This window comes from Mesorhizobium sp. LSHC412B00, from assembly GCF_000503035.1.
GTDB lineage: Bacteria > Pseudomonadota > Alphaproteobacteria > Rhizobiales > Rhizobiaceae > Mesorhizobium.
In genome coordinates, this window is sequence record NZ_AYWB01000001.1 from 923,132 (window position 1) to 947,252 (window position 24,121).

Below are 24,121 nucleotides of genomic sequence, written 5' to 3' on the forward strand. Positions count from 1 at the left end.
GGCCACCGTGTCAGGCGTGTTTTGGATGGCGAAGGCGGGCGTTATCGCTCTTCGATGTTAGTCCTATTCAATAGTAGGTAGTCCAGGATCCTGTCACCGCTTGGAGGAGCCACCGGCGCGGGTGTGGTGACGACTTGCTTCTTGCCCTTGGCATCGACGATAATCACCTTTTGCGGTGGCGCAGGAGTGGCATCGAAGAATGCAATGTCCAACGTGTTGGTCAGTTTCTGATTGCTTGAAAGTCCAGCCGACCCGGTAAGATTTGTCACCACGAACCCGGGCCGCAGGTTACCATCGTATACAACGCCGAATTCGATGGTATGGCCAAAGTCACCAGGTTTAAGATGAGGACCGACAGCGCTGCGAAGCCAATCGGCTACTCCGAGATCCCCGCGGAATGGCTTAAGCCCACTCTTATCCGCACACCAAGTCGCAGTTGTTCCGTCCTTTTTTGTGACCTTTCCCTTAAGAACCGTGGACTCCATTTTACGATCCTGCAGCGACAAACCCGCGCCCAGCTTCAGGACGTCGGCATTGTAAGGGATGACCCAATCCAATGTTGTTAAGCCAGCACCGTATTGGCGCTCAACCTTCAGAGTTATCACGTAGGAGGCAGCATAAGCTTTCAAGTTGTCATTTGACGAAATCGCATCGGCTAAATCCTGAGCTAGCTGGCAATGGATCGCTTCTTTGACCTGATAGGGCGCTACTTTGTTGACCTCCACCTGTCCTGTCGCGCATCCCGCCGCCACACATATCGAAAGTAAAGTCCATCTGCGCATTTTTCACCCCCTCAGTGCTTGAGGAATTTAAAGCTGCGCTAATATTAGAGTCAACGCACAATATTCTCCAGAAATGGAATTCAGGGGTGTAAACCGGTAAAAGTCCTGGTTGAGGAGGTTTGAAAATCAAACAAACAGCATTTGGTCTCTGTAGGTAACGCGGAAAAGTGCAGACCTTGGAAAAGGTAGCTGCAGAAAGAGCCGCCGCTTCCCGGCTTTGGCCAGTATGGCAGCGCCGAGAAGCGGACCGCCCGATTGCCGTCCCATCTCGGGCACTCGGGGATTGGCGCGAAGCGCGGTCTCGACACAGGCCGCCAGGTCACGCAGCCTCCCATACCTGATTGAGTATCCGGGCAGCCAGTGCAGCCTTGTCCTGGGGCAGGAAACGGCCGTAGTGTTTGGCCACCATATCTGGCGTGTCCTGAATTGCGTAACTTGCTTGTTCGTACGAGCCAGTCCGCTTGAGAATGTGCGTGGCCAGCACGTCACGGACGTTGTGAGGGCCGTGCGGCAAAAGGCCCGGAATTGCGCCACGGCCAGTGTAAGGGTTGTAGATTCCGTAGCGCTGGATAATCAGTCGCCACGCTTCGTAGAAGGTGTTCTGGTCGTAAGCTGCATCCCTGCTTGTCGCCTTCACCGTCTTGACGAAGAACGTTCCTGGATCGTCAGCATCCGCCATCAGGATACGCCGGTGGCGATCGACATAGGCCTCGATATGATGGTAGAGCCGGCCAAGATTTGGCAGGACCAGCCGAAACGGCTTGCTTCCGAAAAAGGATGAGTTTGCGTTCTTGAACGCTACCGATGGGATGAGGACCTCCCAGCCATTATCTCGTTCGCTCCAGCGTATTTCCCCCCGCTTCATATCCGCAAGCTGACGTTCGGAGCGCGGCAAATGCCCGCGCTGGCAAACCATCAACTGCCGTAGATTCTTCTGTCTGAGGCCGAGATGAAGTCCTAGGCGCAACACCAAGAACGACCGTATGGATTCGGCCGCCGCGCGACGATATAGCCGTTCATCTGGCATTAGCCTTAAAATCTCCTCCGTAATTTTGCGATACTCACCAACGGGGCTGTCAGCTTCCAGGACGGCCAAGATCGGTTCGAACGGATCCCGATGGACACGAGCAACTCGCTGGATTTCCTTCGCACGGGACGTCGCGTGTTTGAAGTAAACGTCACAAGCGTCATCCCAGTCGCCTAGAGCCCGATCGATGTCTTTTTGTGAGATCAAGCCAGGGACCGGCTGGACCCTCGCACCCAACTTCGGATGTTGCCGCAGCCAGCCCGTGTCCCTACGGGTCAGGGCGAGCGAAATGCGAAGCATATCCACCTCCCAGCTGGTATAGAAACCGCGCCGCCGCTCTCTCCATTGCAAATACCAATCCCAGACCGACGGGAAGACCAACATGCCGAATGAAAGGTGCTGATAGTGGACGCCATACCCACGCACCGGTCCCTTTGGATGGGCTGCAAGGGCGCCGAACATCAGCCCGAGGTGCTCAATCTTCTGCGACGTGGTTTCCTGGCTCCAAACGCCCTGCCGCTGAAGGCCAAACGCCGTGAGCGTTGACGTCTTGAAGCGGATAAGCTCGGCCATTTCCATTGCCAGCGTAGGCGGCGCATCGATCACACCCGAGAACAAGTCTGGATCTGTGAAGGACCCCTCGCCCGACTGGCGAATCTGGAAGTCTTCAGTGTCATCGCGATCGGCTAGATCGGTTTGGCCATAAGATACGCCTGGAAATCGTATTGCATAACGCTGCTTGATAGCCGCCGCCTGAAAGCGTCGGTAGTCGGTTGAGCCCGAGATGATCACGCGACGCACCCATTCCAAGATTTCTTCCTGTTCGACAGTTGGGCGCGAGTTGAAATCGTCGGGAAGATGCCATGCCAGACGCCTGCGTTCAGCCGGACCGATATCGTCGAGCATATGCCCGGTCGCTGAGTGCGCGCGGTGCGGGAGCTTCCCTTTGAAGTATCCCTCTGGGAGGCGATACCTACGTTCAATCCGACCGAGAAGCTCGAAGCTTGTCACGCTGCGAGGCACCTTGGTACCTGAAAGCCAGTGGCGGATCGTGGACTGATCGAGCGTCTCGCCTTCCTTCACCACCGCACGATGCAAGTGCCAATAGCTGTCACCATGCCGTCGCATATGAAGTTCCAGTGCTTCCCGGAAAGCTTGCGGGTCCAACCACTCCGAAGATAGCGGCGTTGGAAACTCCTCGATCTCGCGAGGTTTCATCCCTGGCTTCTGGCCTAACTGCCGCCGTTCAGGGTATGGGGAAGCAGTGGATGGCCTAGGCTGAGTTGCTACCTGCTTCGCCTTTGGAGGCTTCAACGAGGGCTGGACATCCAGTTGAGCCCTTGCCTTACAGGGCAACGCGGCCGGCCTCCTTTCCCTCTTTGGGGCATTCTTCAGTGCACGTGAGATCGCATCAAGGCCGGGCTCAATTGCCTTTCTCGCCGCGCGGATATGTTCATGATGGATGTCACATTGAAGGGCGATCACGTCCCAATCATACCCCCGGCTTCGGGTTGGTGGACGTTGGGCGGTCGTGATTAGACCTACCATGTAGGCTCGCACTCGCTCCACCTCATGAGGCGGCAACACCGGTGCGACGCGTACTCGACAAAAGTCCGACAATTTTCGGACCAACAGTTCCGGATTCAAAATTTCAGGCATGCACTTAGACGGATGGTATGAGCCGCAGTGGCAGCGAGGCAGGGCCGGCGACCCTTATCCGATTCGTTGGTAACCTAAAGAGGTTTGTGCAAAGATGCGCCCGCTCGGAGCGGTCGTTTAATTAGCCACAATGTTAACAGATTGTGGCCACCGGCCGCCGCCACTTCCAGCGCCCGCTTGGCGCTTTCCTGGCCCTTGATGTCTGAAAGGTCGGGCAGGTCGCGGGCCGAGACATGGATGCCGGGCTCGGGCCGCGACAGCACCTGCGTGCCGCGAAAATGATTGGCGATGGCAATCAGGCTGCGCGGCGCCAATATGTCGAAATCCTTGCCCGCCCAGGCCGCTTCCGGCCCGCAGCCGAACGGGCAGATCAGGCCTTTTCCCTCGGCATTGGCGCCGATCGCCGCCGGCAGCGCACCGGCGACCGTGGCAATGGTGCCGTCGAGCGACAATTCGCCCAGCACGACATAAGACGCCAGCATATCGCCCGGAATGGCGCCGAGTGCTGCCATCAGGCCGAGCGCGATCGGCAGGTCGTAATGGCTCCCTTCCTTGGGCAGGTCGGCAGGCGCCAGGTTGACCGTCACCTTCTTCGACGGCATTGACAGGCCCGAAGCGTGCAGCGCCGCCTGCACCCGCTCGCGGCTTTCGGCCACCGCCTTGTCGGCCAGGCCGACAATCTGCATGCCGACCTTGCCCGGCGCGATCATCACCTGGACATCGACCGGTACGGCCTCGATGCCCTGGAAAGCAACCGTGCGAACCCGCGCCACCATCTTGCTCTGCCCCCGGATACCGGCTCGCCTCGGCCTTGTGGTTCAGACCGCGAGCGACGTCAGGACAAGACAACCATAGATTTCAGGCCAAGGCAAGAACATTACAGGAACATGCATTCGTGGTGGTTGCAGCGCGCTGTGCCGGTTGCAAAAACGGAAGATGGTTGAGCAAAATGGAACGGCTGCTCCCCTCCTCGACCGCGTTAACAAAGGCGACTAGGCCCTTCGGCAATCTGAGGGTGTTGCTTCTAAGCGGTGATGAAGGCATCGACCGAACCTGAAAGCGATCGATCGATCGCGACCTGCGGTGGAAGCCACTCCATGACAGGATATCTGAAAGGCCAAGGCAGGGCGATCCGGCGCGAAGAGCCGCTCTCCAGAAAAATCTCGTTTACAAGGTCTATGAACCGCCCGCGGTCTCGTTCGATTCGTTTCAAAGTTTGCGAACGAATGTAATCCCGGGGAATTCGTCGCTCCTTCAGCGCTAAGACAGCCTCCGCGATGGATCGAGGATCGGGTGGAACTGTGAGCGAATAGTCGTCATCCAGATAAAGGTCTCGGCCGCCATGGTTCGGCGTCGTGACCACTGGAAGGCCCGCGAGAAGATATTCCGTGCTGGCGAACATTGGTCCTTCCAGGTGAGAGAGACAGATTCCCACGGCTGCACGATTTAGATGCGTGTTCACCTGAGCCGGTGCCAATCGGACCGGCTTGCCGGTGCCGTCAAACTCGTTGATAAAGACGTGATGCGGCGCGAGCTCCCTATGCCGATTTATTCGCGCTCTTTCCGACTCCGTCGTGGAGGATCCGCTTGAATCTCGATAGAAGACAAATGCGCAACGCTGGATGCCAAGCGACAAGTCATGGCGCTTCCACGGAGCCAGCTGCGCATTGTAGATTGCATCAAATTCTACAGGGACGTCATCGAGAGGCCTGAATATGTGTTCGGAGGTTGTTGACGTCTTGTTGTGCAGGACGGCGGCCTCGCCGGACTGGTTCAACAGATCAGCCTCTGCCTGAGTGTTGGATAGGAAGATTAGCGAGTGACGGGGGTTCTTGAGTCTATGCAGAACGGCATAGGTCCGGATGGTTTTGACGCTAGCACTGTTTTCGACGGACCAGGTTGGCGAGATGAGAAACCAGGCGCGGTGGCTGCGTGGACGGAAAGGCATATGACTTGCTAATCCGAGCGGCGTACCGGACATTCCCGAATAGGATATGAACGGATCGTCCGACAGCAAACTGGCCTGAAGAGCAGGTTGCGACTTCGCGGAAGGGTGCCCTTTTCTGAGGTTGTGGCCATGACGCAGCATGGCTCTGACAATCTCGAATTTGGTAGGAGGGCGATACCCGTGCTGTAGGGTCAACATGCGGCAATTGCGATCTTGAGTGCGGAGAAAAACTCGCTTCGATAGAGAGAAATTTGGCAAAGAAACACCGCCATTTGATCGACGGAATATCTCAGGCGATCAAATCTGGTGTACGGAGAAGCGCCTCTTGAAAGAAAACATCGTCCCAAGCGGAGCTGGTTCTCACATCGCGCTACCAACCGTATCCGTTTGCGTAGGCTGTTTCAATCAAGAGGCATTCATCGACACTGCGATCCGATCCGTAGCGGCGCAGACATACACTGCGTTCGAATGCGTGGTGGTCGATGATTTTTCGACCGACGGTTCCCGCCGAAGGATTGAAGAGTGTCTGTCCCAGCTTGGCGACAGTCGTTTCCGCTTTCTGCCCCGACTGCAAAATGGCGGGCAGTTGACAGCAATGATGACCGGGCTTGACGCGACAGCCGGGCCCCTGATCTCCTTTCTTGACGGTGACGATGCTTGGCATCCTGACTTCATAGAATGCCATGTGAGAGCGCATCTCAGCCAAACCCGTATCGCGGCAATGTCGAGCTCCGATGAGGTGGTGATAGATACGGCCGGCAACCTGCTTGCGGGCGGTCATCCCGTATTCCACCTGAACGACCCGCGATCGATGCCGAAAATGAGCGGCTACCTGCATGTCGACACCGAAGCTGACCCGACATTATTATTTATTGATCGGGGTACCGTGGGTTGGTTTTGGTCAACCACATCGGGGATGATGTTTCGTCGAGCTCCGCTTGAAATCATGCGTCCATCCGATCCGGACGAAATAAGGATATGTGCCGATGGTTATATGGCTCGTGCCGCCCATATGATCGGCGGAACCGTGAGGATTGGGCGGGCTCTTGGCAGTTATCGGCTTCACGGCGGCAATGGCTGGGCGGACGGGCGCATCCTGGGTACCGGAGTTGGCCTCGGCAGGATGTCGCCTGATACTGAAATAGCGATACGGCGGGCACTGGCCAATCGTTGGTGCGAAGTGGCGCCGGGACTGGCGCATTTAATCTCCCGCCACTCAATGCGCAGGACCTTGGTCGACCTGATCGGACTGTCTGCGGCTTTTGCATTGCTGGAAAAGAACTCCGATGCGGGTTTTCTGCTGAAAGACTGGGCAACACCACAGCGAAAATTGCAGACCAGACTTATCGGTCTCCTTCCTCCGAAACTGAGGCCTCGGCGCTTCCGGGACATAGTTTGATTTGATGAGCCGCTTGCTCGGCAGTCTTACCCGATAAAGAGCATCTTTCGATGCTTCTCTGGACCCACCAAAGTCCTCCGTAGCAACGCACACTACGCGGCCAAATTCCGCCGCTTCGCCTCTACCGCGTCCCAGAACAGGCTGGCGATATCCGCGCCACCAAAGCGTTGCACTTCGCGCACGCCGGTTGGCGAGGTCACGTTGATCTCGGTCATGTAGTCGCCGATCACGTCGATGCCGACCAGGATGAAGCCGCGCTCTTTCAGCGACGGGCCGATGCGGGCGCAAATCTCGCGTTCGCGCTCCGTCAGCTCGGTCTTTTCGGCGCGGCCGCCGACATGCATGTTGGAGCGGGAATCGTGGTCGGCCGGCACGCGGTTGATGGCGCCGACCGCCTCGCCGTCGATCAGGATGATGCGCTTGTCGCCCTTGCGCACATCCTTCAGATAGCGCTGGACGATATACGGCTCGCGTGACAGCTGGGCGAACATTTCGAGCAGTGAGGCGAGGTTGCGATCGTCTCCCTTGAGATGGAAGATGCCGGCGCCGCCATTGCCATAGAGCGGCTTGACGATGATGTCGCCGAATTCCTTGCGGAAGGCCGCGACCTCCTGGGGATCCTTGGTGATCAGCGTTTCGGGCATCAGATCGGGGAATTCGGTGACGAAGATCTTTTCCGGGCTGTTGCGCACCCAGGCCGGGTCGTTGACGACCAGTGTCTTCGGGTGAATGCGCTCCAGAATGTGCGTGGTGGTGATGTAATTCATGTCGAAGGGCGGATCCTGGCGCAGCAGGATCACATCCATCTCCGACAGGTCGGTGCGCACCTTGTCGCCCAGCGTATAATGATTGCCCTTCTCGTCGCGGAGCTTCATCTCTTCGATGCGGGCAAACACCTTGCCGCCCAGCATCGACAGCCGGTCGGGCGTGTAGTGGAACAATTGGTGGCCGCGCCGCTGCGCCTCCAGCGACAGCGCAAAAGACGTGTCGCCGGCAATCGAGACGGTGGAGACATGGTCCATCTGGACGGCGATCTTCAGGGTCATCTTTTGGTCTCCAGCGGGTCGAGCAAGTCCAGGAAAAGTGCGTAGCGGTTTTCCGTCCGGAATTGCGGCAAGGCAAGTCGCCGATATACGGAACTTGGCGGCTTCTGCCAATCGCGCTTGCTTGGCCCAGACCTTTACCGGTCGAAGACCAGCCGGGAGTAACCGAGGAAGGACAGCGCCATGGCGACCAGCGAGGCGACGGCAAGTGCCGCCAGCGGCGGCATTGCCGGCAGCGCGAACAGGATGGCGCAGTAGACGAGATAGTTGACAATGCTGGTGGCGATGCCGACGCCGCCATAGCGCGCGCCCTCCTGCGCCACGCCGCGGCTCGACGGCGAAAAGGTCAGGTGCCGGTTGATCTGCCAGGTGACGCACAGCGCAAAGCCGATCGACAGGACACGGGCGACGAAGGGACCGAGCGGCGTCACCGCCAAGAGCAGCCAGAGCACCGCGGCATCGGCGACGAAACCAACGCCGCCGGCCAGGACGAAGCGGGCGAGCCGGCTCACGGCCTCAGGCGGCCCGGGGCGTCTTGCCCGGTTCGGCCTTCGCTGTTTCGCTCGTGCGTTCGCGCCGTTCGACCCGGCCCGACGGAACCGAGAGATAGAAAATGCGTTTCTGCTCGGCGCGTCCGCGCGATACCGAATCGAGGATCAGTCCGGTCACCATCGCAAGCATCGAGAGCAGCAGCAGGCCGACCGACAGCACCCAGGTCGGCATGCGCGGCACGAGGCCGGTCTGGGCGAATTCGATCAGCACCGGCGTCATCAGGGCAAGGCTCGACGCCAGGAAGAAAATCGCGAAGGCGCCGAAGAAGCGCAGCGGCTGCGTTTCCTTCATCAGCATGGCGAACATCCACAGGATCCTGGCGCCGTCGCGATAGGTCGACAGCTTCGACGACGATCCCTCAGGCCGGCGGCCATAATCGAGCGCGATCTCGCTCACCGGCAGTTTGAGCTGCGAGGCATGCACCGACATTTCGGTCTCGATCTCGAAGCCGCCGGAAACCGCGGGAAAGCTCTTGACGAAACGCCTCGAGAAGACGCGGTAGCCGGAGAAGATGTCGGTGAAGTCGGCGCCGAACAGCCGCTTGTAGAGGCTGTTGAAGATGCGGTTGCCGAAGGCATGGCCGGAACGGCCGGCATCGTCGGTGACGCCGCGCCTGGTGCCAACCACCATGTCGCAGCGCTCGGTCTGCAGGATGTTGATCAGCAGCGAGGCATCTTCCGGCGCATAGGTGCCGTCGCCATCGGCCATCAGATAGATGTCCGCATCGATGTCGGCGAACATGCGCCGCACGACATTGCCCTTGCCCTGGCGCGGCTCGCGGACGACGATGGCGCCCGCTGCGCGCGCCTTGAGCGCGGTCAAATCCCTGGAATTGTTGTCATAGACATAGATCTCGGCCGACGGCAGCGTCTCGCGAAAGCGCCGCACCACCTCGGCGATGGTCAGTTCCTCATTGTAACAAGGCAGGAGCACGGCAATGGCCGGCTCATGGCGGACTTCGTGCGGCATTTCCGTCTCCCGACGCCCGGCGGAGCCTCCGGCCGCGCTCATATGCGGCCTCGCTCAGGCGACTTTACTATTTATTGAAGCTGTTAAGGCTAGGTTTAAGGCCGCAGTCTTTCCGACGAAGGTCATGATGATGAACGCAGCCAAGGCGGGTGCTTCCTCCTGGAAGTCCGATATGACGCTGGCGCTGCTTGCCATGCTGGTGGTGCTGGCCGTCAATGCCGCCACGGGCTTTCGCGAATTGAGCAATGCCGGCGGCGACAATGACAGCCTGCTGCGGCTGGTCGAGGTTCGCGACATGCTGGCCGGCCAGGGCTGGTTCGACCTGCATCAGTACAGGATGGGGCCGGAAGGCGGTTTCGTCATGCACTGGTCGCGGCTGGTCGACGCACCGCTCGCCGCCATCATCCTCGCCGCCTCGGCGCTGACCGGCAGCATGGCCATGGCCGAAGCGATCGCACAGGTGCTGTGGCCGTCGCTGCTGTTTTGCCTGGCGGTGTTTTTTACAGCCCGTGCGGCACGAAGCTTCGCCGGCGTCGGCGCCGTGCTGCCCGCTATCGTCATCGGCGCGGCGGCGCTGCATTTCATCGGCATTTTCTTGCCGGGTGCGCTCGATCATCACAATGTCCAGCTGACGCTGACCATGGCCAGCCTCAGCCTGCTGCTCGAGGCGCCGGCGCGTCGCTGGGCGGCGCTGATTTCCGGGCTGTGTGCGGCCCTGACGCTGGCCGTCGGCATGGAAACCGCGCCCTATGTCGCCACCATCGGCGCCTGCATCGCTTTGCTGTTCGTCGTCGATCCCGGCGGCGAACACCGGATCGCCAGGGATTTCGGTCTCGGCTTTGCCGGCGTTTCAGCCCTCGTCTTCGTCAGCACCATCCCGCCATCGGCCTGGGGCCAGGCGCAGTGCGATGCCTTCTCGGCCGTGCAATTCGTCGTCGCGGCAATCGCCGGACTGGGCCTTGCCGCCGTGACGTCGCTCAAGGTGTCCAACGGCACGGCCGGACGCCGCCTGATTTCGCTCGGCCTGCTCGCGCTTGTGCTGGGCGCCGTTGTCGCGGCGCTGTTTCCGCAATGCCTTGCGGCTCCCTACGCAAATCTCGATCCGCGCCTCAAGGAATTGTGGCTCGATCACATCGACGAGGCGCAGTCGCTGTTCAGTATTGCCGCCAGCGAGCCGGCCTCGCTGGCGGCGCGCTATGTCACGCCGCTGGTGGCGATCGCGCTGATGGCGCTTCGCCTGCGTGGGCCATGGCGCCGCCAGGACAGCCTCGTCGGCGCCTTGCTGGTCGGCGCCTTCATCGTCAGCGCCTGGCAGGTCCGCGGCTCGACATTCTCGATCGCCTTTGCCGTCATCCCGCTGTCGGCCTGGATCGCAAGCTGGCGCGAACGGGCGAGGATCAGCCCTGCGCGCAGCGTATCGCTGCGCATGGCGGCGGTCTGGGTGGTGTCGGTGAATGCCGTCTGGGCCGGTGCTGCCGCCGCGACGTCGAGCGTATTCGAGGCCAACAAGGTCTCGGTCGAGGCACAGGACACCGACAGCGATCCGTCCTGCGAGCGCAAGGCCTCCTTCGCGGCGTTGGCCCGGCTGCCGCACACCACGGTGCTTGCCATCTCCAATCTCGGCTCGCCCATCCTGGCCTATTCCGGGCACCGCGTCTTTGCCGGCCCCTATCATCGCAACATCGCCGGCGACCTGCTTGCGCTCGATGCCTTCCTCGGATCGGCGGACCAGGCGAGGACGATCGCGGCGGCTCACCACGTCGGCCTGATGGCGCTCTGCCGCGGCAGCGCCGAAAGCAAGATGCTTGCCGCCAAGGCGCCGCAAGGCTTCCTGGCCAGGCTGATGCAGGGAAGCGTCCCCGATTGGCTCGAACCGGTGGCCGAAACGCGCGGAACCCCGGTCGAACTCTACCGCGTCCGCTAAAGCATCATTCGCCAGCGAAAAATCGATTTCGCGATACGCTTCCTAAACGCTTTGCTGCCAGTCTCAGCCTAAATTTCGGGCGTCACAAACAGGGATACCGATGCAAACGACGTTTGGCACCGGGCAGGCAAGCAGGGAAAACTCGGATCTGGCGTTCACCGATGCGCTGACCGGGCTCGGCAACCATCGCCGCTTCTTCGACAAGGTCGATCGCCTGATCAGCGACCGTGCAGACGATCCCGCGCCGTTCACGGTCGGCATTCTCGACCTCGACGGCTTCAAGCCGATCAACGATCTGTTCGGCCACAAGGCCGGCGACGACATATTGATCCAGGTGGCGATGCGGCTGCGCGCCTCGATGGACAGCCACTCTACTGTCTGCCGCATCGGCGCTGACGAATTCGCCTTCCTCTACCCGATGGTGTTCTCGGAGGAGGCGGCGGCCGAGAAGTCGCGCATGATGATCGAAATCCTGTCGGCGCCCTACGATGTCGTCGAACGCACCGCCAGGCTTTCGGCCTCGGTCGGCTGCTCGCTCTTTTATTCCGGCGACGAAACCACGGAAATCCTCGTCAACAAGGCCGAAACGGCGCTCTACCACGCCAAGCGTTCGGGCCGTGGCCGCGTCGTCGTCTACACCCGCGAAATGGAAGAGGCGGCCAAGCGCGTCACCCGCATCGAACAGGCGCTGCGCCGCGCCGTCTCGGCCGGTGAGGTCGAGCCGCATTTCCAGCCCATCGTCGATCTGACCACCCGCCGCACCATCGGCTTCGAGACGCTGGCGCGCTGGACCGATCGCGACCTCGGCGTCGTCCCGCCGACCGTGTTCATCCCCATCGCCGAAGAGCGCGGCATCATCGGCCCGCTATCGCAGCTGGTGCTGCGCAAGGCGACCGAAGCGGCGCGCAGCTGGCCGAAGGACCTGTTCCTGTCCTTCAACCTGTCGCCCTCGCAGCTCGTCGACCAGAACACTGGCCTGCACATATTGTCGATCCTCGACCGCACCGGCTTCGATCCGCGACGGCTGGAGATCGAGATCACCGAAACCGGCCTGATGAACGATCCGGCCTCGGCCGAGAAGATCGTCGAGGACCTGCGTCGCGTCGGCATCCGCGTCTCGCTCGACGATTTCGGCACCGGCCAGTCCTCGCTCGGCCGCTTGCGCGAATTCCATTTCGACAAGCTCAAGATCGACCGCGCCTTCGTCTCCTCGATCCTCGACGACCGACCGTCGGAACACATCATCCGCGCCATTCTGGCCATGTGTGAAGGGCTCGGCATGGATGTCGTCGCCGAAGGCATCGAGGAGGAGGCGCAGGCCGACCGCCTCGTCCAGTTCGGCTGCGCCGGCGGCCAGGGCTATCTCTTCGGCAAACCGGTCGACGCCGACGCCACGCTCGGCTACCTCCGCGATTCCTATCGCGGCGCCCTCTACGCCAAGGCAGTCTGACCGGCGGTCTGGCCTGCGTCGAGCAAGTCAGCGGCGCGAGCCAAGATCGACTGTGGCCGCCATCTTGCGGCCTTTTGTCTGACATAAGCCAATCAAATCGCCGTTTTCGCCCTTGCTCCCCGGACTTGGCTGGATAGGATGCGCGCCGACCGGACCGGGAGATGAAGATATGATGCCATCGGCCGATTTTGCCGACCTCAGGGGAGCCTCGGTGCTGATCACCGGCGGCGGTTCCGGAATTGGTGCGGCACTGACCGAGGGCTTCGTTCGCCAGGGCGCCCATGTCGCCTTCATCGACATCGCCGATGGCCCAAGCACGCTGCTTGCCGACCGCGTCGAAAAAGAACTTGGCCGGCGACCGCTCTACCTCAAGACCGATTTGCGCGACGTCGAGGCGTTGCGCGCTTCGGCCGCCAAAGCGGCTGAGGCACATGGCGACGTCACCGTGCTGGTCAACAATGCCGCCTGGGACGAACGCCACGACGTCGCTGACGTTACCGTCGAGTTCTGGGACAACAATCTCGCCGTCAATCTGCGCCCGCATTTCTTCACCGCACAGGCGGTCGCGCCGGGCATGAAGCGGGCCGGCGGCGGTTCGATCATCAACTTCACCTCAACCTCCTATCTCATCAACCACCCCGATATGCCGGCCTACACCGCCGCCAAGGCCGGCATACTCGGCCTCACCAAAGGTCTCGCGGGCAAGCTTGGGGTCGACGGCATCCGCGTCAATGCGATTGCGCCGGGCTGGGTGATCACCGAGCGGCAGCGGGAACTCTGGGTCACCGAGGAGAAGCTCGCCGCCCATGTCGCCAAGCAATGCATCAAGCAGGTCATGCAGCCCGACGACATCGTCGGCACAGTGCTGTTCCTGGCCTCCGACGCCGCGCGTATGCTGACGGCGCAGATGTTGATCGTCGACGGGGGTTTCCTGTGAGTCCGGTGAATCAAAATCCGGCAAAAGGCACGCCGGCAGTCGCCGCCGTCGACTGGGGCACGACCCGCATGCGGGTCTGGCTGGTCGACGGGGCGGGCGGGGTGCTTGCCGAGCGTCGCGGCGATGATGGGTTGATCACCGCGCAGCAAAAAGGCTTTTCGACCATCCTCGAGGGCCATCTGGCGGCGCTCGGCGCACCTGACACACTGCCGGTCATCATCTGCGGCATGGCCGGCTCGCGCCAGGGTTGGCTGGAAGCGCCTTACGTCACCGTGCCGGCGCCGCTCAGTGCCATTCTCGCGGGGGCCGCCCGCATTCCCGGCCAGCGCCGCGACATCCGCATCGTGCCTGGCCTGGCGCAGCGCCTGGAAGATGCGCCGGACGTAATGCGCGGCGAGGAAACCCAGCTTGCCGGCGCCGGTTTGCCGGCAAAAGGTCGCCATCTCGTCTGCATGCCCGGCACCCATTCGAAATGGGTTCTGGTCGCAGACGGCGCGGTCGACGGCTTCTGCACCTGGCCGACCGGCGAGCTGTTTTCGGTGCTGGCCACTCACTCTATCCTGCGCCATTCGCTGGGCGAGAGCCCGAAGCCGGTCACTCCGGACAATCCGTTCTTCCAGGAATGGTGCCGCAAGGCTTTGGCGGAGGGCGGCGATGTCACCTCGCGGCTGTTCTCGATCCGCACCGCCGGCCTGCTGCAGAACCTCAAGGCCGACGATGCCGCCGCTTGCCTGTCCGGCCTGCTGATCGGCGGCGAGATCGCCTCGGCGGGCCGCCGCTATGGCGAAAGCACCACCGCAATCGTGCTGGTTGCGTCCGGCTCGCTAGCAGCCCTCTACCGCCAGGCGCTAGACCTTGCAGGGCTTGCCGTCAGGACGGTCGACGCCGACGAGGCGGTGCGTGCCGGCCTTATCGAGGCAGCGCGGGAAAATGGCATGATCGCCAAATGACTCACCAGAGTGGAGTGACAGCGTGACCCAGACCGCCCCCTTCCCGAAGCTCAAGCGTGGTCTTGTCGCCATTCTGCGCGGCCTCAAACCCAGCGAGGCGGTTGCCATCGGCCAGGCGCTGTTTGACGCCGGCATCGAAGCCATCGAGGTGCCGCTCAATTCGCCGGAGCCGTTTTCATCGATCGCCAGCATTGTCACCGCTTTGCCCAAGACAGCGCTGGTCGGCGCCGGCACGGTGTTGACTTCAGCCGATGTCGACGCCCTCGCCAAGGCCGGCGGGCGGCTGCTGGTCAGCCCCAACATCGATGCCGACGTCATGGCCCGCGCCATGCACCATGGCATGGTGACGATGCCAGGCGTGTTCACCCCCACCGAAGCTTTTCAGGCGATTAGGCTTGGGGCTTCGGCGCTCAAATTCTTCCCGGCAAGCGTGCTCGGGCCCAGCGGCATTTCGGCGATGCGGGCCGTGCTGCCGGCCGATACCGTGGTCGGCGCCGTAGGCGGCGTTTCCGACAAAGACTTTGCCGGCTACAAAGCCGCTGGGGTAACTGCTTTTGGTCTTGGCTCCAGCCTGTTCAAACCCGGCATGAGCGTCGATGAAGTGGCCACGCGCGCCCGGGCGGCGGTGACGGCCTGGGACGCGGCCTTCGGCGGAGCGGCATGATGGGAAACGTTTCGGTTTTTTCGGACCATGTCTGCGAACTCGGCGAGGGGCCGAGCTACGATCCCGCCACCGATACGCTGTTCTGGTTCGACATCGTCAACGGGCTTTTGCTGGAGCAGGGTGTCACGTCCGGCGCGCGGAAGGTCCATGAGCTCGCCCAGATGGCCAGCGCCATCGCCATTATCGATGACAATCGCCAGCTCATCGCCACCGAGACCGGCCTGCATGTCCGCGACGTCTCGACCGGCAAGCTGACGCTGCATACGCCTATCGAGGCCGACAATGCGCTGACCCGCTCCAACGATTCGCGCGTCCACCCTTGTGGCGCCTTCTGGGTCGGCACGATGGGCAAGGGTGAGGAGAAGGGCGCGGGTGCCATCTACTGGTTCTTCAAGGGAGAATTGCGCACGCTTTACACCGGCATCACCGTGTCGAACTCGATCTGTTTCTCGCAGGATGGAACGATCGCCTACTACACCGATACCTCGACCGGCCTGTTGATGCGCGTCGCCTGCGATCCGGCAACGGGTCTGCCGATCGGCGAGTCCAAAGTGTTCGTCGACCATCGCTCGTCCAAGGGCTTTGTCGACGGCTCGGTCGTTGATCGCGACGGCGTGCTGTGGAACGCCGTCTGGGGCGGCAAGGCGGTCAAGGCCTATTCGCCAGATGGCACATTGTTGCGCGAAATTGCCGTGCCGGCGGGGCAGTCCTCGTGCCCGGCCTTTGTCGGGGCCAAGGCCGATCGGCTGGCGGTGACCTCGGCCTGGAAAGGCAAGGACGACAAGCAGCGCAAGCTCGACCCACAGGCCGGCATGACCTTCCTGCTCGACATCCCCGTCAACGGCCGCTTCGAGCCGCGCGTGGTCATCGCCTGAGCGTACCGGTTGTCGTGCAGGCGGCGGGCGCGGGTCGATTTCGCGCAAGCCGATCGCATTGGCCGTGCGATGGTGTGGCTGCATCACCGAGAAGCTTTGACCCATGCCGCGCCCGACCTTGATCCTCGTCCACGAGCCGGAAAAGGCCTGTTTCGACAGGCTGGTCGCCGACGGCTTTCCCGCCGAGCGCGCCCTGGAAATCTCGTCTTATCTGGCGCAGTCGACCGATCTCGCTCCTGAGTTCGATCAACTGGCGCCCGCTTGTGAAAAGCGCGGCCTCGCCTTTATGCCGGTTGCACTCGACGATGCGGCAAGCGCGCTGGCGAAGGCCGATCCCGCAACCACGCTGGTCTGGACGCTGACCGACGGCATTGCCTATTTCCGCGGTGCTGCAGCGCCCGCACTTGCCAGGCTGAATGGGCTTAGAACCATCGGAGCCGACGATGCGCTGTTCGCGCTTTGCCAGGACAAGTTCCGTTCCGGCGCCGTGCTTTGCGCGCTCGGCCTGCCGGCGCCGCAGGCAGGCCTGGCCCGCGACGGCCGCTGGCTGGCCGACCCGCCAGCTTCGGAAGCCGGCTGGTTCGTCAAGCCGAACCGGCTCGGCTCCAAGGTAGGCATCTGGCCGGATTCACGCTGCAACGACCTGGCCCATGCGCTGGAGCTTAGCCGGCGGGTCTATGCCGCTTATCGCGACGATGTCGTCGTCCAGCCCTATGTCGGCGGTCGCAATGTCCGCGCCAGCTTCCTTGGGCTGCAAACGGATGCCGGGGCGGAAGCGCTCGGCGTTGCATTCGTCGACTCCGGCGGCGATTTCCAGACCATGGCGGACTCGATGGCGCTTTACGGCGACACCGGCGAGGCCGCCAAGGCGGCTGGACTATACAGCGAGCCGGTGCTGGAGGCGGTTGCCGACACCCAGCCGGCAGCCGCGGCAACCATCCGCCGCATCGCCGAGCGGCTGGTCAGCGGGCTCGGCCTGCGAGACGTGTTTTCCCTCGATTTCAGGGTCGAGGCTAACGACCATGTCCACCTCATCGAGTTCGAGGTCTGTCCCGGCCTGCCCTGCTTCGATTTCCGCGCCTATTGCCTGATGCAATGGGGCATGACGCTGGCCGATGCGGTTGCCGAGACGGCGGCGAACCGACTGAACCGACAGGCGATCTGAACGGTCGAGGGACCAGCGCGACCTACCGCGCCTTGACGGCTTTTGCTCCACCTTTAGTGTCGCGGGACAGTCCTCAGGCAAGGCCGCGCTATGAGCACACCAGCAAGCTCCCTCCATCATCACATAAGGCGCATGGCCGGGCGCGATCCGCATGAGGCGCATCGCGTCGCCACGCCGCTCGAGCTGCTGTTCGATCTGACCTTCGTCACCGCCTTCAGCCTTGCCTCGTCGCAACTGGCGCATGCCTTGGCCGAGGGCCACTACGCGGCGGCGCTGATCGGCTTCGGCTTTGCCAGCTTCGCGATCTGCTGGGCGTGGATCAATTTCTCCTGGTTTTCCTCCGCCTATGACACCGACGATTGGATCTTCCGCCTCGTCACCATGGTGCAGATGATCGGCGTGCTGGTGCTGGCCATCGGCCTGCCGCGCATGTTCGCCTCGATCGAGCATGGCGAACACCTCAACAATTCGGTCATGGTGCTGGGTTACGTCATCATGCGCGTCGCCATGATCTTCCAATGGCTGCGCGCGGCGCGGCAGGACCCTGGGCGGCGGCGTGCCTGTCTCACCTATGCCATCGCCATCGCGATCGCCCAGATCGGCTGGGTGGTGCAGATCCTGGTCGATTTCTCGCTGGAGACCAGCCTGGCTTTCGGCACGGTCCTGCTTCTCATCGAGCTTGCCGGACCGGTCATCGCCGAACGCCGGGATGGCGGCACGCCCTGGCACGCGCACCACGTCGCCGAGCGCTACAGCCTGTTCGCCATCATCGCGCTGGGCGAAGGGGTGGTCGGCACGCTGGCGACGCTGTCGGCCGCGGTCGAGGAGCAGGGCTGGAACCTCGATGCCGCCTTGATCGGCATTGCCGGAATGGGTCTCACCTTCGGCATGTGGTGGGTCTATTACATGCTGCCCTCGGGGACGGTGCTGCACCAGCACCGCAGCCGTTCCTTCGTCTGGGGCTATGGCCAGATGGTGATCGTCGCTGCCATCGTCGCCACCGGCGCCGGGCTGCATGTCGCGGCCTATTTCATCGAGCACAAGACCCATAACGGCCCGGTAGCGACCCTGCTGTCAGTCGCCATTCCGCTAGGCGTGTTCCTGGGGGCGATCTATGCGCTGTATTATTATCTCGTCCAGCGCTTCGATCCCCTCCACGTCTGGCTGCTGGCGGGAACGGCTGCGGTCGTCGCACTTGCCATCATCGCCGCCCTTGCCGGCGTCGACATGGCGGTCTGCCTCATCTTACTGACGCTAGCGCCGGCCGTCACCGTTGTCGGCTATGAGCTGTCGGGGCACCGCCATCAACTGGAGGTGCTGGCGCAGGAGGAAGCGCCGCACTGAGCAGAGCAGCTTCGCGCGTCAGATACCCTCGACCAGCACGATCTCGCCATCGGCTACTTTCTGACGGATGGCGACGGCGCGCTGGTACTCCGGCGAGTGGTAGCAATCGTGCGCAGCGCTGAGCGATTCGAACTCGATAATGACATTGCGGGCGCGGCCAGGCCCCTCGGCCTTTTCATGCTCACCGCCACGGGCAAGGAACTTCACGTCGAAACGGTCGAAAGCGAGCTTGGCGGCAGCGACATAGTCCTTGTAGCCTTCAGCGTCGCGCACATCGACGCGGGCTATCCAGTATCCCTTGGGCATTTTCTTCTCCTCGTTACGCCGCGCGCATCTCTTCCAGTATGGCCTCGGCAGCCGCGCGCCTGTCGCTTGCCGCCACGATTGGCCGGCCCACAACAAGATGGCTGGAGCCGTTGCGGATCGCCTGGCCGGGCGTCACCACGCGTTTCTGGTCGCCATGGTCGCTGCCCTTGGGCCGTATCCCCGGTGTCACCACCGCCAGGTCGGGTCCGACGATGCGGCGCACCGCTTCCGCCTCCTCGGCCGAGCAGACGACGCCGCCCATGCCGGCATGCAGCGCCTGTTCGGCGCGTCTCAGCACCAGCGTGTGCGGGTCGTATTCATAGCCGGCGTCGATCACGTCCTGCTCGTCCATCGAGGTCAGCACGCTGACCGCCAGCAGGCAGAGATCGCTGCCCCTGGCGGCCTCCACCGCGGCTCGCATCGCCTTGGGATAGGCGTGGATGGTCAGCATGGTCATGCCCATGCGCACGATGTTCTCGACACCCTTCGCCACGGTGTGGTCGATGTCGAGCAGCTTCATGTCGAGGAAGATTTTCGTGCCGCCGCTGGCCAACTCCCTGGCGAAGTCGAGCCCGCCGGCGAAGGCCAGCTGATAGCCGATCTTGTAGAAGGAGACGACGCCGTCGAGCTCCTGCACCGCCTGTTCGGCCTCTTTCACCGTCGGCACGTCGAGGCCGACGATCAGCCTGTCTCTCATGGTATGGGCCTGCATGGCTGTGGAAATCATGCCCCGGTCCGGGTCGATAGCATGCGCGAGGTTTCGATCAGCGTGCGGCATAGGTGCTCCATCGATTTGGTCAGTCTATCATCCCTGAAATTGCCGTCGCCGTCGAAGGCACTGCCGCCATCGGATACCGAGCATTCCGGCGTCACCATCTCCAGCTGGCAGCGCACCAGCACGGCGCGCAGATGGTTGATGCAGCGGATCCCGGCGAAATGTCCGTTCGAAGACGAGCACAGGCCGGCGACCTTGCCGACAAATGGCCTCACCGGCCAGCCGCCATCGAGGCGCACCCGGCTTACCCAGTCGATCGTGTTCTTGAGCAGTGGCGGGATCGAGCCATTATATTCCGGCGTCGCGATCAGTAGCCCGTCATGGGCGGCGATCAGCCGGCCGAGCTTCACGGCGTTGTCGGGAACGCCTTTTTCTTTTTCGAGGTCCTCGTCGATGATCGGCAGCGGATAGTCGGCCAGCGAAATGCGCGTCACCTCGGCGCCTTGCATGGCCAGCTCCTTCTGCGCCACATCGGCGGTCCTGCCGCTGAAGGCGCCGCTGCGCACCGAGCCGGCAAAGACGAGGATTTTCGCGATCACAGCCATTGGCCACTCTTGTTCCCGGACAGGTACAGCCAGAGGCTGCGCAAATCAACGCACTGGGTCAAAAAACGGAAACGATCGGGGGGCAAGCGCGCGAAGGTGTGCCGAGCAGCTGGGCTATTGCTAGTGGGTGACCGCAATTCTTGCACTCAGCGCGATGAGTGCAACTCCGAGCAAGGCATCTATCGGCCTGCGGACGCTGCCATATACCGACCGAACCCTTCTTGTGGAGAACATTAGCGCGACAAGCCCAAACCACGCCATCGCGACCAGCCCGATTATGGCCAGCGACACTGCCTGGACCCAGATCGGAGCCTGCATCGGCAATACCGATATGAACAGGCTCGCGAAGAACGCGGCCGTCTTCGGATTTGTAATTCCGACAACGAATCCGCTTCGCCAAGGAGCCGTGGTCTCTGCGCCACCGACGGCCAGCGGTGGCCGCGCCTGCCAAGCCGACAAAAGGATCTTGCTGCCCAGGTAACCGAGATACACGGCACCGGCGATCCGGACGGCAAGGTGAGCCCATGCAATCTGCGTCAGTACGAGGCCCAGGCCACACATCGCGAGAGCCGCCCACACCATGATCGCTGCGGCAATGCCAAGCGCCACATGGAACCCCGCGCGACGGCTGATCAGCGCATGGGAAGTCACGGCTACAAAATCGGGTCCTGGGCTCATGGCGCCGAGCAGGAAGACCGAAGCAAGGGTCAGGAATTGCGGAAGGTAGCTCATGCGATACTCCAGTTTCAGTCTCGTCGTACCGCACGCCTGCATGCCGGAGAGGCCAGGAAAGCCGCTCGCCGATTTCGAGGGTCGTTTCCCTCACCTTCACAAAACCTACAGCGCTCTTTAATATGAGCGAAATGAAAGATATTTCGGCAGCCATGAACAAAGCTAATATCAACATCACGATGGTGCGCGTCCTGACATCGCTCAGCGAGACGCGCAGCTTCACCAAAACCGCCGAGCGGCTCTGTCTTTCTCAATCGGCCATAAGCCATGCAATGAAGGCGCTGGAGGAGATCGTTGGCGCGCCCCTCGTCATACGTGATCGGCGCGGTGTCGCTTTCACCGCAACCGGCGAGGCGGCTTTGGACGCGGCGCGCGCCGCTTTGCATGCTTTAGGCCGTCTTGTCGGCCTACGGGAACACTCCATCAAAGGCAGAGTACGGCTCGCGCTGGTCAGCAGCGCCTCGGTAAAGATTGCTCCATATGCGTTGAACATTACTTCCGTCCGGCACCCGGAGCTTGCTGTCGAACTGCTCTTGGGCACGGATACCGAGGTGGCGGAGTGGGTCGATCGCGGTGCCGCCGATATTGGACTGTCCTACATCGCCGGCAATTGCCAAGCCGAGGAACTTGTCGACGACGAACTCTTTGTGGCGTCATCGCAAAAGAACTCAGTCCAAGGCGGGTCATTTCCGATCCGCGCTCTCGACGGCCAGCCATTCATTATGTCGAGCGGCGGCTGCGGACCAATGCTTGCCGAATTGTTCCAGGATTTTGGCGTTGCGCCAGTTGTCATCCTGTCGGCGAGCGATATGGCGGCGCTGCTTGCTCTGGTTGGGGCCGGGCGCGGTTTGTCGATTGCGCCAGGCCTGGCGTTTCCGGCCGATTGGCAGCGAACCGTCGCGAGGCGTCCTCTTGAGCCGCGTGCGCGTCGGCCTCTGCTGCTTCTGTTCTCCAGCAGCGCCGAAGCAACGGCCGTGCGGGCCATGTGCGCGGCGATCAGAGAGGTCGCCACGAGTTTGCGAGGCGGATAACAGTCAAGGATGTGGATCGACCCTCAATCGAGCTTCCTTCGGGAGACGTCGATCCTTTACAAGGCGCCAGAGACTTCTCCCGCCCCCAATACCAGCTAATGCGCTTCGCGCCGGTAGATCCACAGCTGCGTCGGCGGGATGTTGCGGAAGATGAAGTCGAAATGCTTGACCGTGTAATTGCCGCGGCCGGGCGGGATCGGCGACAACGGCCCATAGGTCAGCTGCACGATCGGCCGTCCAACCGGGATGCGGTCTAGCAGGCTTTCAATATAGGCGATCCGCTGTGCGACCGGAAAATTGAGCAGCGGCACGCCGGAGACGACGGAATCGAAAATCATCCCGCTCTTCTCCCCAAGCGTGGCGTTGAGATTGAAGGCATCACCCTCGATGACGTTGACGCCGGGATAGAGCTGGCGCAGATGGCGCACGAAATCGGTGGAATATTCGACCGCGTAGAGGTTTTCGGGCTTAACGCCCTGGGCGAGGATTGCACGCGTGATGACGCCTGTGCCGGGGCCGACTTCAAGCACCGGCAGGCCAGACTTCGGATTGACGATGGAAGCCATCTTGCGGGCGGTGACGGAGCTTGTCGGCACGATCGAACCGACCGACTTCGGCTTGTCGATCCAGCCTTTGAAGAATTTGAGTTCGTCGTCGAACTTTTCCGCCAGCGCCTTCCGCAATCCCGGACCACGTGCCATGCAAGTTCTCCTCAACACTCCCCGAACGCTACTTAGCAGCTAACAGGTCCAAGGCAAGGCGCGATCTGGCATAAGATGTTGATGACGTTCGGGAAGCGTGGCGGCCTTGGTTTGGGTTCAGTGCTCGCCGAAGGATTCGAAAAAGTCCTTCATGCGGGCGAAAAAGCCGCTCGACTGGGGCGAATTGTCCTTCGACGACAGCTGCTCGAACTCTTCCAGCAGCTCGCGCTGGCGGCGCGACAGGTTTTGCGGCGTTTCGACCGCGGTCTGGATATAGAGGTCGCCGACATTGGGCTGACGCAGCACCGGCATGCCCTTGCCCTTGAGGCGGAACTGGCGGCCGTTCTGCGTGCCTTCGGTCACTTTCACCTTGGTCTGACTGCCGTCCAGCGTCGTCACCTCGAACGAGCCGCCAAGGGCGGCCGTCGTCATCGATATCGGCACCTTGCAGTAGAGATCGGCGCCGTCGCGCTGGAAGAATTCATGCGGCTTCACGGCCAGGAAAATATAGAGGTCGCCCGATGGGCCGCCGCGCAGGCCCGCCTCGCCCTCATTGGCAAGCCGGATGCGGGTGCCGTCCTCGATGCCGGCCGGGATATTGACCGACAGCGAGCGTTCCTCGGTGACGCGGCCCTGGCCGGCGCATTTCGGGCACGGGTCCTTGATCGTCTGGCCGCGGCCTTGGCATTGCGGGCAGGTACGCTCGATCGAGAAGAAGCCTTGCGTCGCTCGTACCTTGCCGTGGCCATGGCACATCGAGCAGGTCACCGGCTGGGTGCCGGGCTTGGCGCCTGTCCCGGAGCATTCCGTGCATGAGATCGAGGCCGGCACGCGGATTTGCGCGGTCTTGCCGGCAAACGCTTCTTCCAGCGTGATTTCCATATTGTAGCGCAAATCGGCGCCGCGTTCGCGGCCGCCCGACGAGCGGCGCTGGCGCCCGCCCATCATGTCGCCGAAAATATCCTCGAAAATGTCGGCGAAGCCGCCGGCGCCAAAACCTTGCGCGCCGCCATTCATGCCGCCCTGCTCGAAGGCGGCGTGACCGAAACGGTCATAGGCCGCGCGCTTCTGCGGGTCCTTCAGCGTTTCGTAGGCTTCGTTGATTTCCTTGAACTTGTGCTCGCAGGAGTGATCGCCGGGATTGCGGTCGGGATGGAACTGCATGGCGAGCTTGCGGAAAGCGCTCTTGAGCTCCTTCTCGTCGGCGCCCTTTTGCACGCCCAGCGTCTCGTAGAAATCAGCTTTCATCTTTTCCCGCAGTCCGGATGCTCAACGTCTTGATGCATGTTGCGTCGTTTGCCGGCACGTTGTCTCGATTTAGGAGCGGTGATGCCCGGATGCTA

22 protein-coding genes and 1 pseudogene are annotated in these 24,121 nt (G+C 62.0%); 10 read left to right on the forward strand and 13 right to left on the reverse strand.

The features are described from left to right. Positions 1-41: 41 nt before the first annotated feature. The 4 genes and pseudogenes from X757_RS160400 to X757_RS0133365 form a co-directional block, all read right to left on the reverse strand. Positions 42-782, reverse strand: a complete 741-nt coding sequence (locus X757_RS160400; RefSeq protein ID WP_156933397.1) for a hypothetical protein — start codon at positions 780-782, stop codon at positions 42-44. A gap of 319 nt (positions 783-1,101) precedes the next feature. Continuing rightward, a complete protein-coding gene (locus X757_RS160395; RefSeq protein WP_023725303.1) occupies positions 1,102-3,468 on the reverse strand; it encodes a hypothetical protein in 2,367 nt (788 codons plus the stop codon). Between the two features lie 134 nt (positions 3,469-3,602). Beyond that, positions 3,603-4,244, reverse strand: a pseudogene (locus tag X757_RS160390) (magnesium chelatase domain-containing protein); the annotation flags it as partial. A gap of 248 nt (positions 4,245-4,492) precedes the next feature. Continuing rightward, positions 4,493-5,557 carry a glycosyltransferase gene (locus X757_RS0133365; protein WP_156933398.1) on the reverse strand — a complete coding sequence of 355 codons (1,065 nt, stop codon included), beginning with the start codon at positions 5,555-5,557 and terminating at the stop codon, positions 4,493-4,495. Positions 5,558-5,741: 184 nt separating this feature from the next. Between X757_RS0133365 and X757_RS1000000165675 the strand changes: the two genes are divergently transcribed. After that, positions 5,742-6,815: a glycosyltransferase family 2 protein gene (locus tag X757_RS1000000165675; protein WP_023714454.1), complete on the forward strand. Its 1,074-nt coding sequence runs from the start codon at positions 5,742-5,744 to the stop codon at positions 6,813-6,815. A gap of 92 nt (positions 6,816-6,907) precedes the next feature. Here the strand turns inward: X757_RS1000000165675 and gshB are convergent, their stop codons facing one another. The 3 genes from gshB to X757_RS160375 all read right to left on the reverse strand — a co-directional run bounded on the left by gshB (position 6,908) and on the right by X757_RS160375 (position 9,379). After that, complete coding sequence (gene gshB, locus X757_RS160385) at positions 6,908-7,861, reverse strand: glutathione synthase (RefSeq protein ID WP_023681307.1); 954 nt, start codon at positions 7,859-7,861, stop codon at positions 6,908-6,910. Positions 7,862-7,995: 134 nt separating this feature from the next. Beyond that, positions 7,996-8,370 (reverse strand): GtrA family protein, encoded by a 375-nt coding sequence (locus X757_RS160380; protein ID WP_023681308.1) that lies wholly within the window; start codon positions 8,368-8,370, stop codon positions 7,996-7,998. Positions 8,371-8,374: 4 nt separating this feature from the next. Beyond that, on the reverse strand, positions 8,375-9,379 hold the full coding sequence (locus X757_RS160375; protein WP_023681309.1) for a glycosyltransferase: 1,005 nt from the start codon (positions 9,377-9,379) through the stop codon (positions 8,375-8,377). A gap of 127 nt (positions 9,380-9,506) precedes the next feature. Here X757_RS160375 and X757_RS160370 point away from each other — a divergent pair, with 127 nt between their 5' ends. From X757_RS160370 to X757_RS160335, 8 genes are all read left to right on the forward strand, one after another. Next, on the forward strand, positions 9,507-11,303 hold the full coding sequence (locus tag X757_RS160370; RefSeq protein ID WP_023709267.1) for a hypothetical protein: 1,797 nt from the start codon (positions 9,507-9,509) through the stop codon (positions 11,301-11,303). Positions 11,304-11,403: 100 nt separating this feature from the next. Further along, positions 11,404-12,753, forward strand: a complete 1,350-nt coding sequence (locus X757_RS160365; RefSeq protein WP_023725305.1) for a bifunctional diguanylate cyclase/phosphodiesterase — start codon at positions 11,404-11,406, stop codon at positions 12,751-12,753. 169 nt (positions 12,754-12,922) lie between these two features. Continuing rightward, positions 12,923-13,690, forward strand: a complete 768-nt coding sequence (locus X757_RS160360; protein WP_023703817.1) for an SDR family NAD(P)-dependent oxidoreductase — start codon at positions 12,923-12,925, stop codon at positions 13,688-13,690. Between the two features lie 5 nt (positions 13,691-13,695). Further along, positions 13,696-14,640: a 2-dehydro-3-deoxygalactonokinase gene (locus tag X757_RS160355; RefSeq protein WP_023725306.1), complete on the forward strand. Its 945-nt coding sequence runs from the start codon at positions 13,696-13,698 to the stop codon at positions 14,638-14,640. Between the two features lie 22 nt (positions 14,641-14,662). Continuing rightward, positions 14,663-15,304: a 2-dehydro-3-deoxy-6-phosphogalactonate aldolase gene (locus X757_RS160350; RefSeq protein ID WP_023703815.1), complete on the forward strand. Its 642-nt coding sequence runs from the start codon at positions 14,663-14,665 to the stop codon at positions 15,302-15,304. Continuing rightward, a complete protein-coding gene (locus tag X757_RS160345; protein ID WP_023703814.1) occupies positions 15,304-16,179 on the forward strand; it encodes an SMP-30/gluconolactonase/LRE family protein in 876 nt (291 codons plus the stop codon). Before X757_RS160350 ends, X757_RS160345 begins: the two co-directional genes overlap by 1 nt. 103 nt (positions 16,180-16,282) lie before the next feature. After that, complete coding sequence (locus tag X757_RS160340; protein ID WP_023725307.1) at positions 16,283-17,344, forward strand: hypothetical protein; 1,062 nt, start codon at positions 16,283-16,285, stop codon at positions 17,342-17,344. Positions 17,345-17,434: 90 nt separating this feature from the next. Beyond that, positions 17,435-18,688, forward strand: a complete 1,254-nt coding sequence (locus X757_RS160335) for a low temperature requirement protein A (protein ID WP_031196416.1) — start codon at positions 17,435-17,437, stop codon at positions 18,686-18,688. Between the two features lie 18 nt (positions 18,689-18,706). On the opposite strand, the gene X757_RS160330 is transcribed toward X757_RS160335, so the two are convergent. From X757_RS160330 to X757_RS160315, 4 genes are all read right to left on the reverse strand, one after another. Continuing rightward, positions 18,707-18,994, reverse strand: a complete 288-nt coding sequence (locus X757_RS160330; protein WP_023681317.1) for a DUF1330 domain-containing protein — start codon at positions 18,992-18,994, stop codon at positions 18,707-18,709. 13 nt (positions 18,995-19,007) lie between these two features. Next, complete coding sequence (gene pyrF / locus X757_RS160325; RefSeq protein ID WP_023725308.1) at positions 19,008-19,721, reverse strand: orotidine-5'-phosphate decarboxylase; 714 nt, start codon at positions 19,719-19,721, stop codon at positions 19,008-19,010. Next, positions 19,718-20,314 (reverse strand): NADPH-dependent FMN reductase, encoded by a 597-nt coding sequence (locus X757_RS160320; RefSeq protein ID WP_023701964.1) that lies wholly within the window; start codon positions 20,312-20,314, stop codon positions 19,718-19,720. The genes pyrF and X757_RS160320 overlap by 4 nt, the downstream gene beginning before the upstream one ends. A gap of 120 nt (positions 20,315-20,434) precedes the next feature. Continuing rightward, the gene (locus X757_RS160315; RefSeq protein ID WP_023687486.1) at positions 20,435-21,046 is read right to left on the reverse strand and encodes a LysE family translocator; all 612 of its coding nucleotides are present in this window, start codon (positions 21,044-21,046) and stop codon (positions 20,435-20,437) included. A 122-nt stretch (positions 21,047-21,168) separates the two neighbouring features. Here X757_RS160315 and X757_RS160310 point away from each other — a divergent pair, with 122 nt between their 5' ends. After that, entirely contained in the window at positions 21,169-22,077 is a 909-nt protein-coding gene (locus X757_RS160310; RefSeq protein WP_023681320.1) for a LysR family transcriptional regulator, read from the forward strand. Positions 22,078-22,172: 95 nt separating this feature from the next. Here X757_RS160310 and pmtA read toward each other — a convergent pair whose 3' ends face one another. Both pmtA and dnaJ read right to left on the reverse strand, forming a co-directional pair. Next, a complete protein-coding gene (gene pmtA, locus X757_RS160305) occupies positions 22,173-22,778 on the reverse strand; it encodes a phospholipid N-methyltransferase PmtA (RefSeq protein WP_023725310.1) in 606 nt (201 codons plus the stop codon). 117 nt (positions 22,779-22,895) lie between these two features. Further along, positions 22,896-24,026 carry a molecular chaperone DnaJ gene (gene dnaJ, locus X757_RS160300; RefSeq protein WP_023681322.1) on the reverse strand — a complete coding sequence of 377 codons (1,131 nt, stop codon included), beginning with the start codon at positions 24,024-24,026 and terminating at the stop codon, positions 22,896-22,898. Positions 24,027-24,121: the final 95 nt, after the last annotated feature.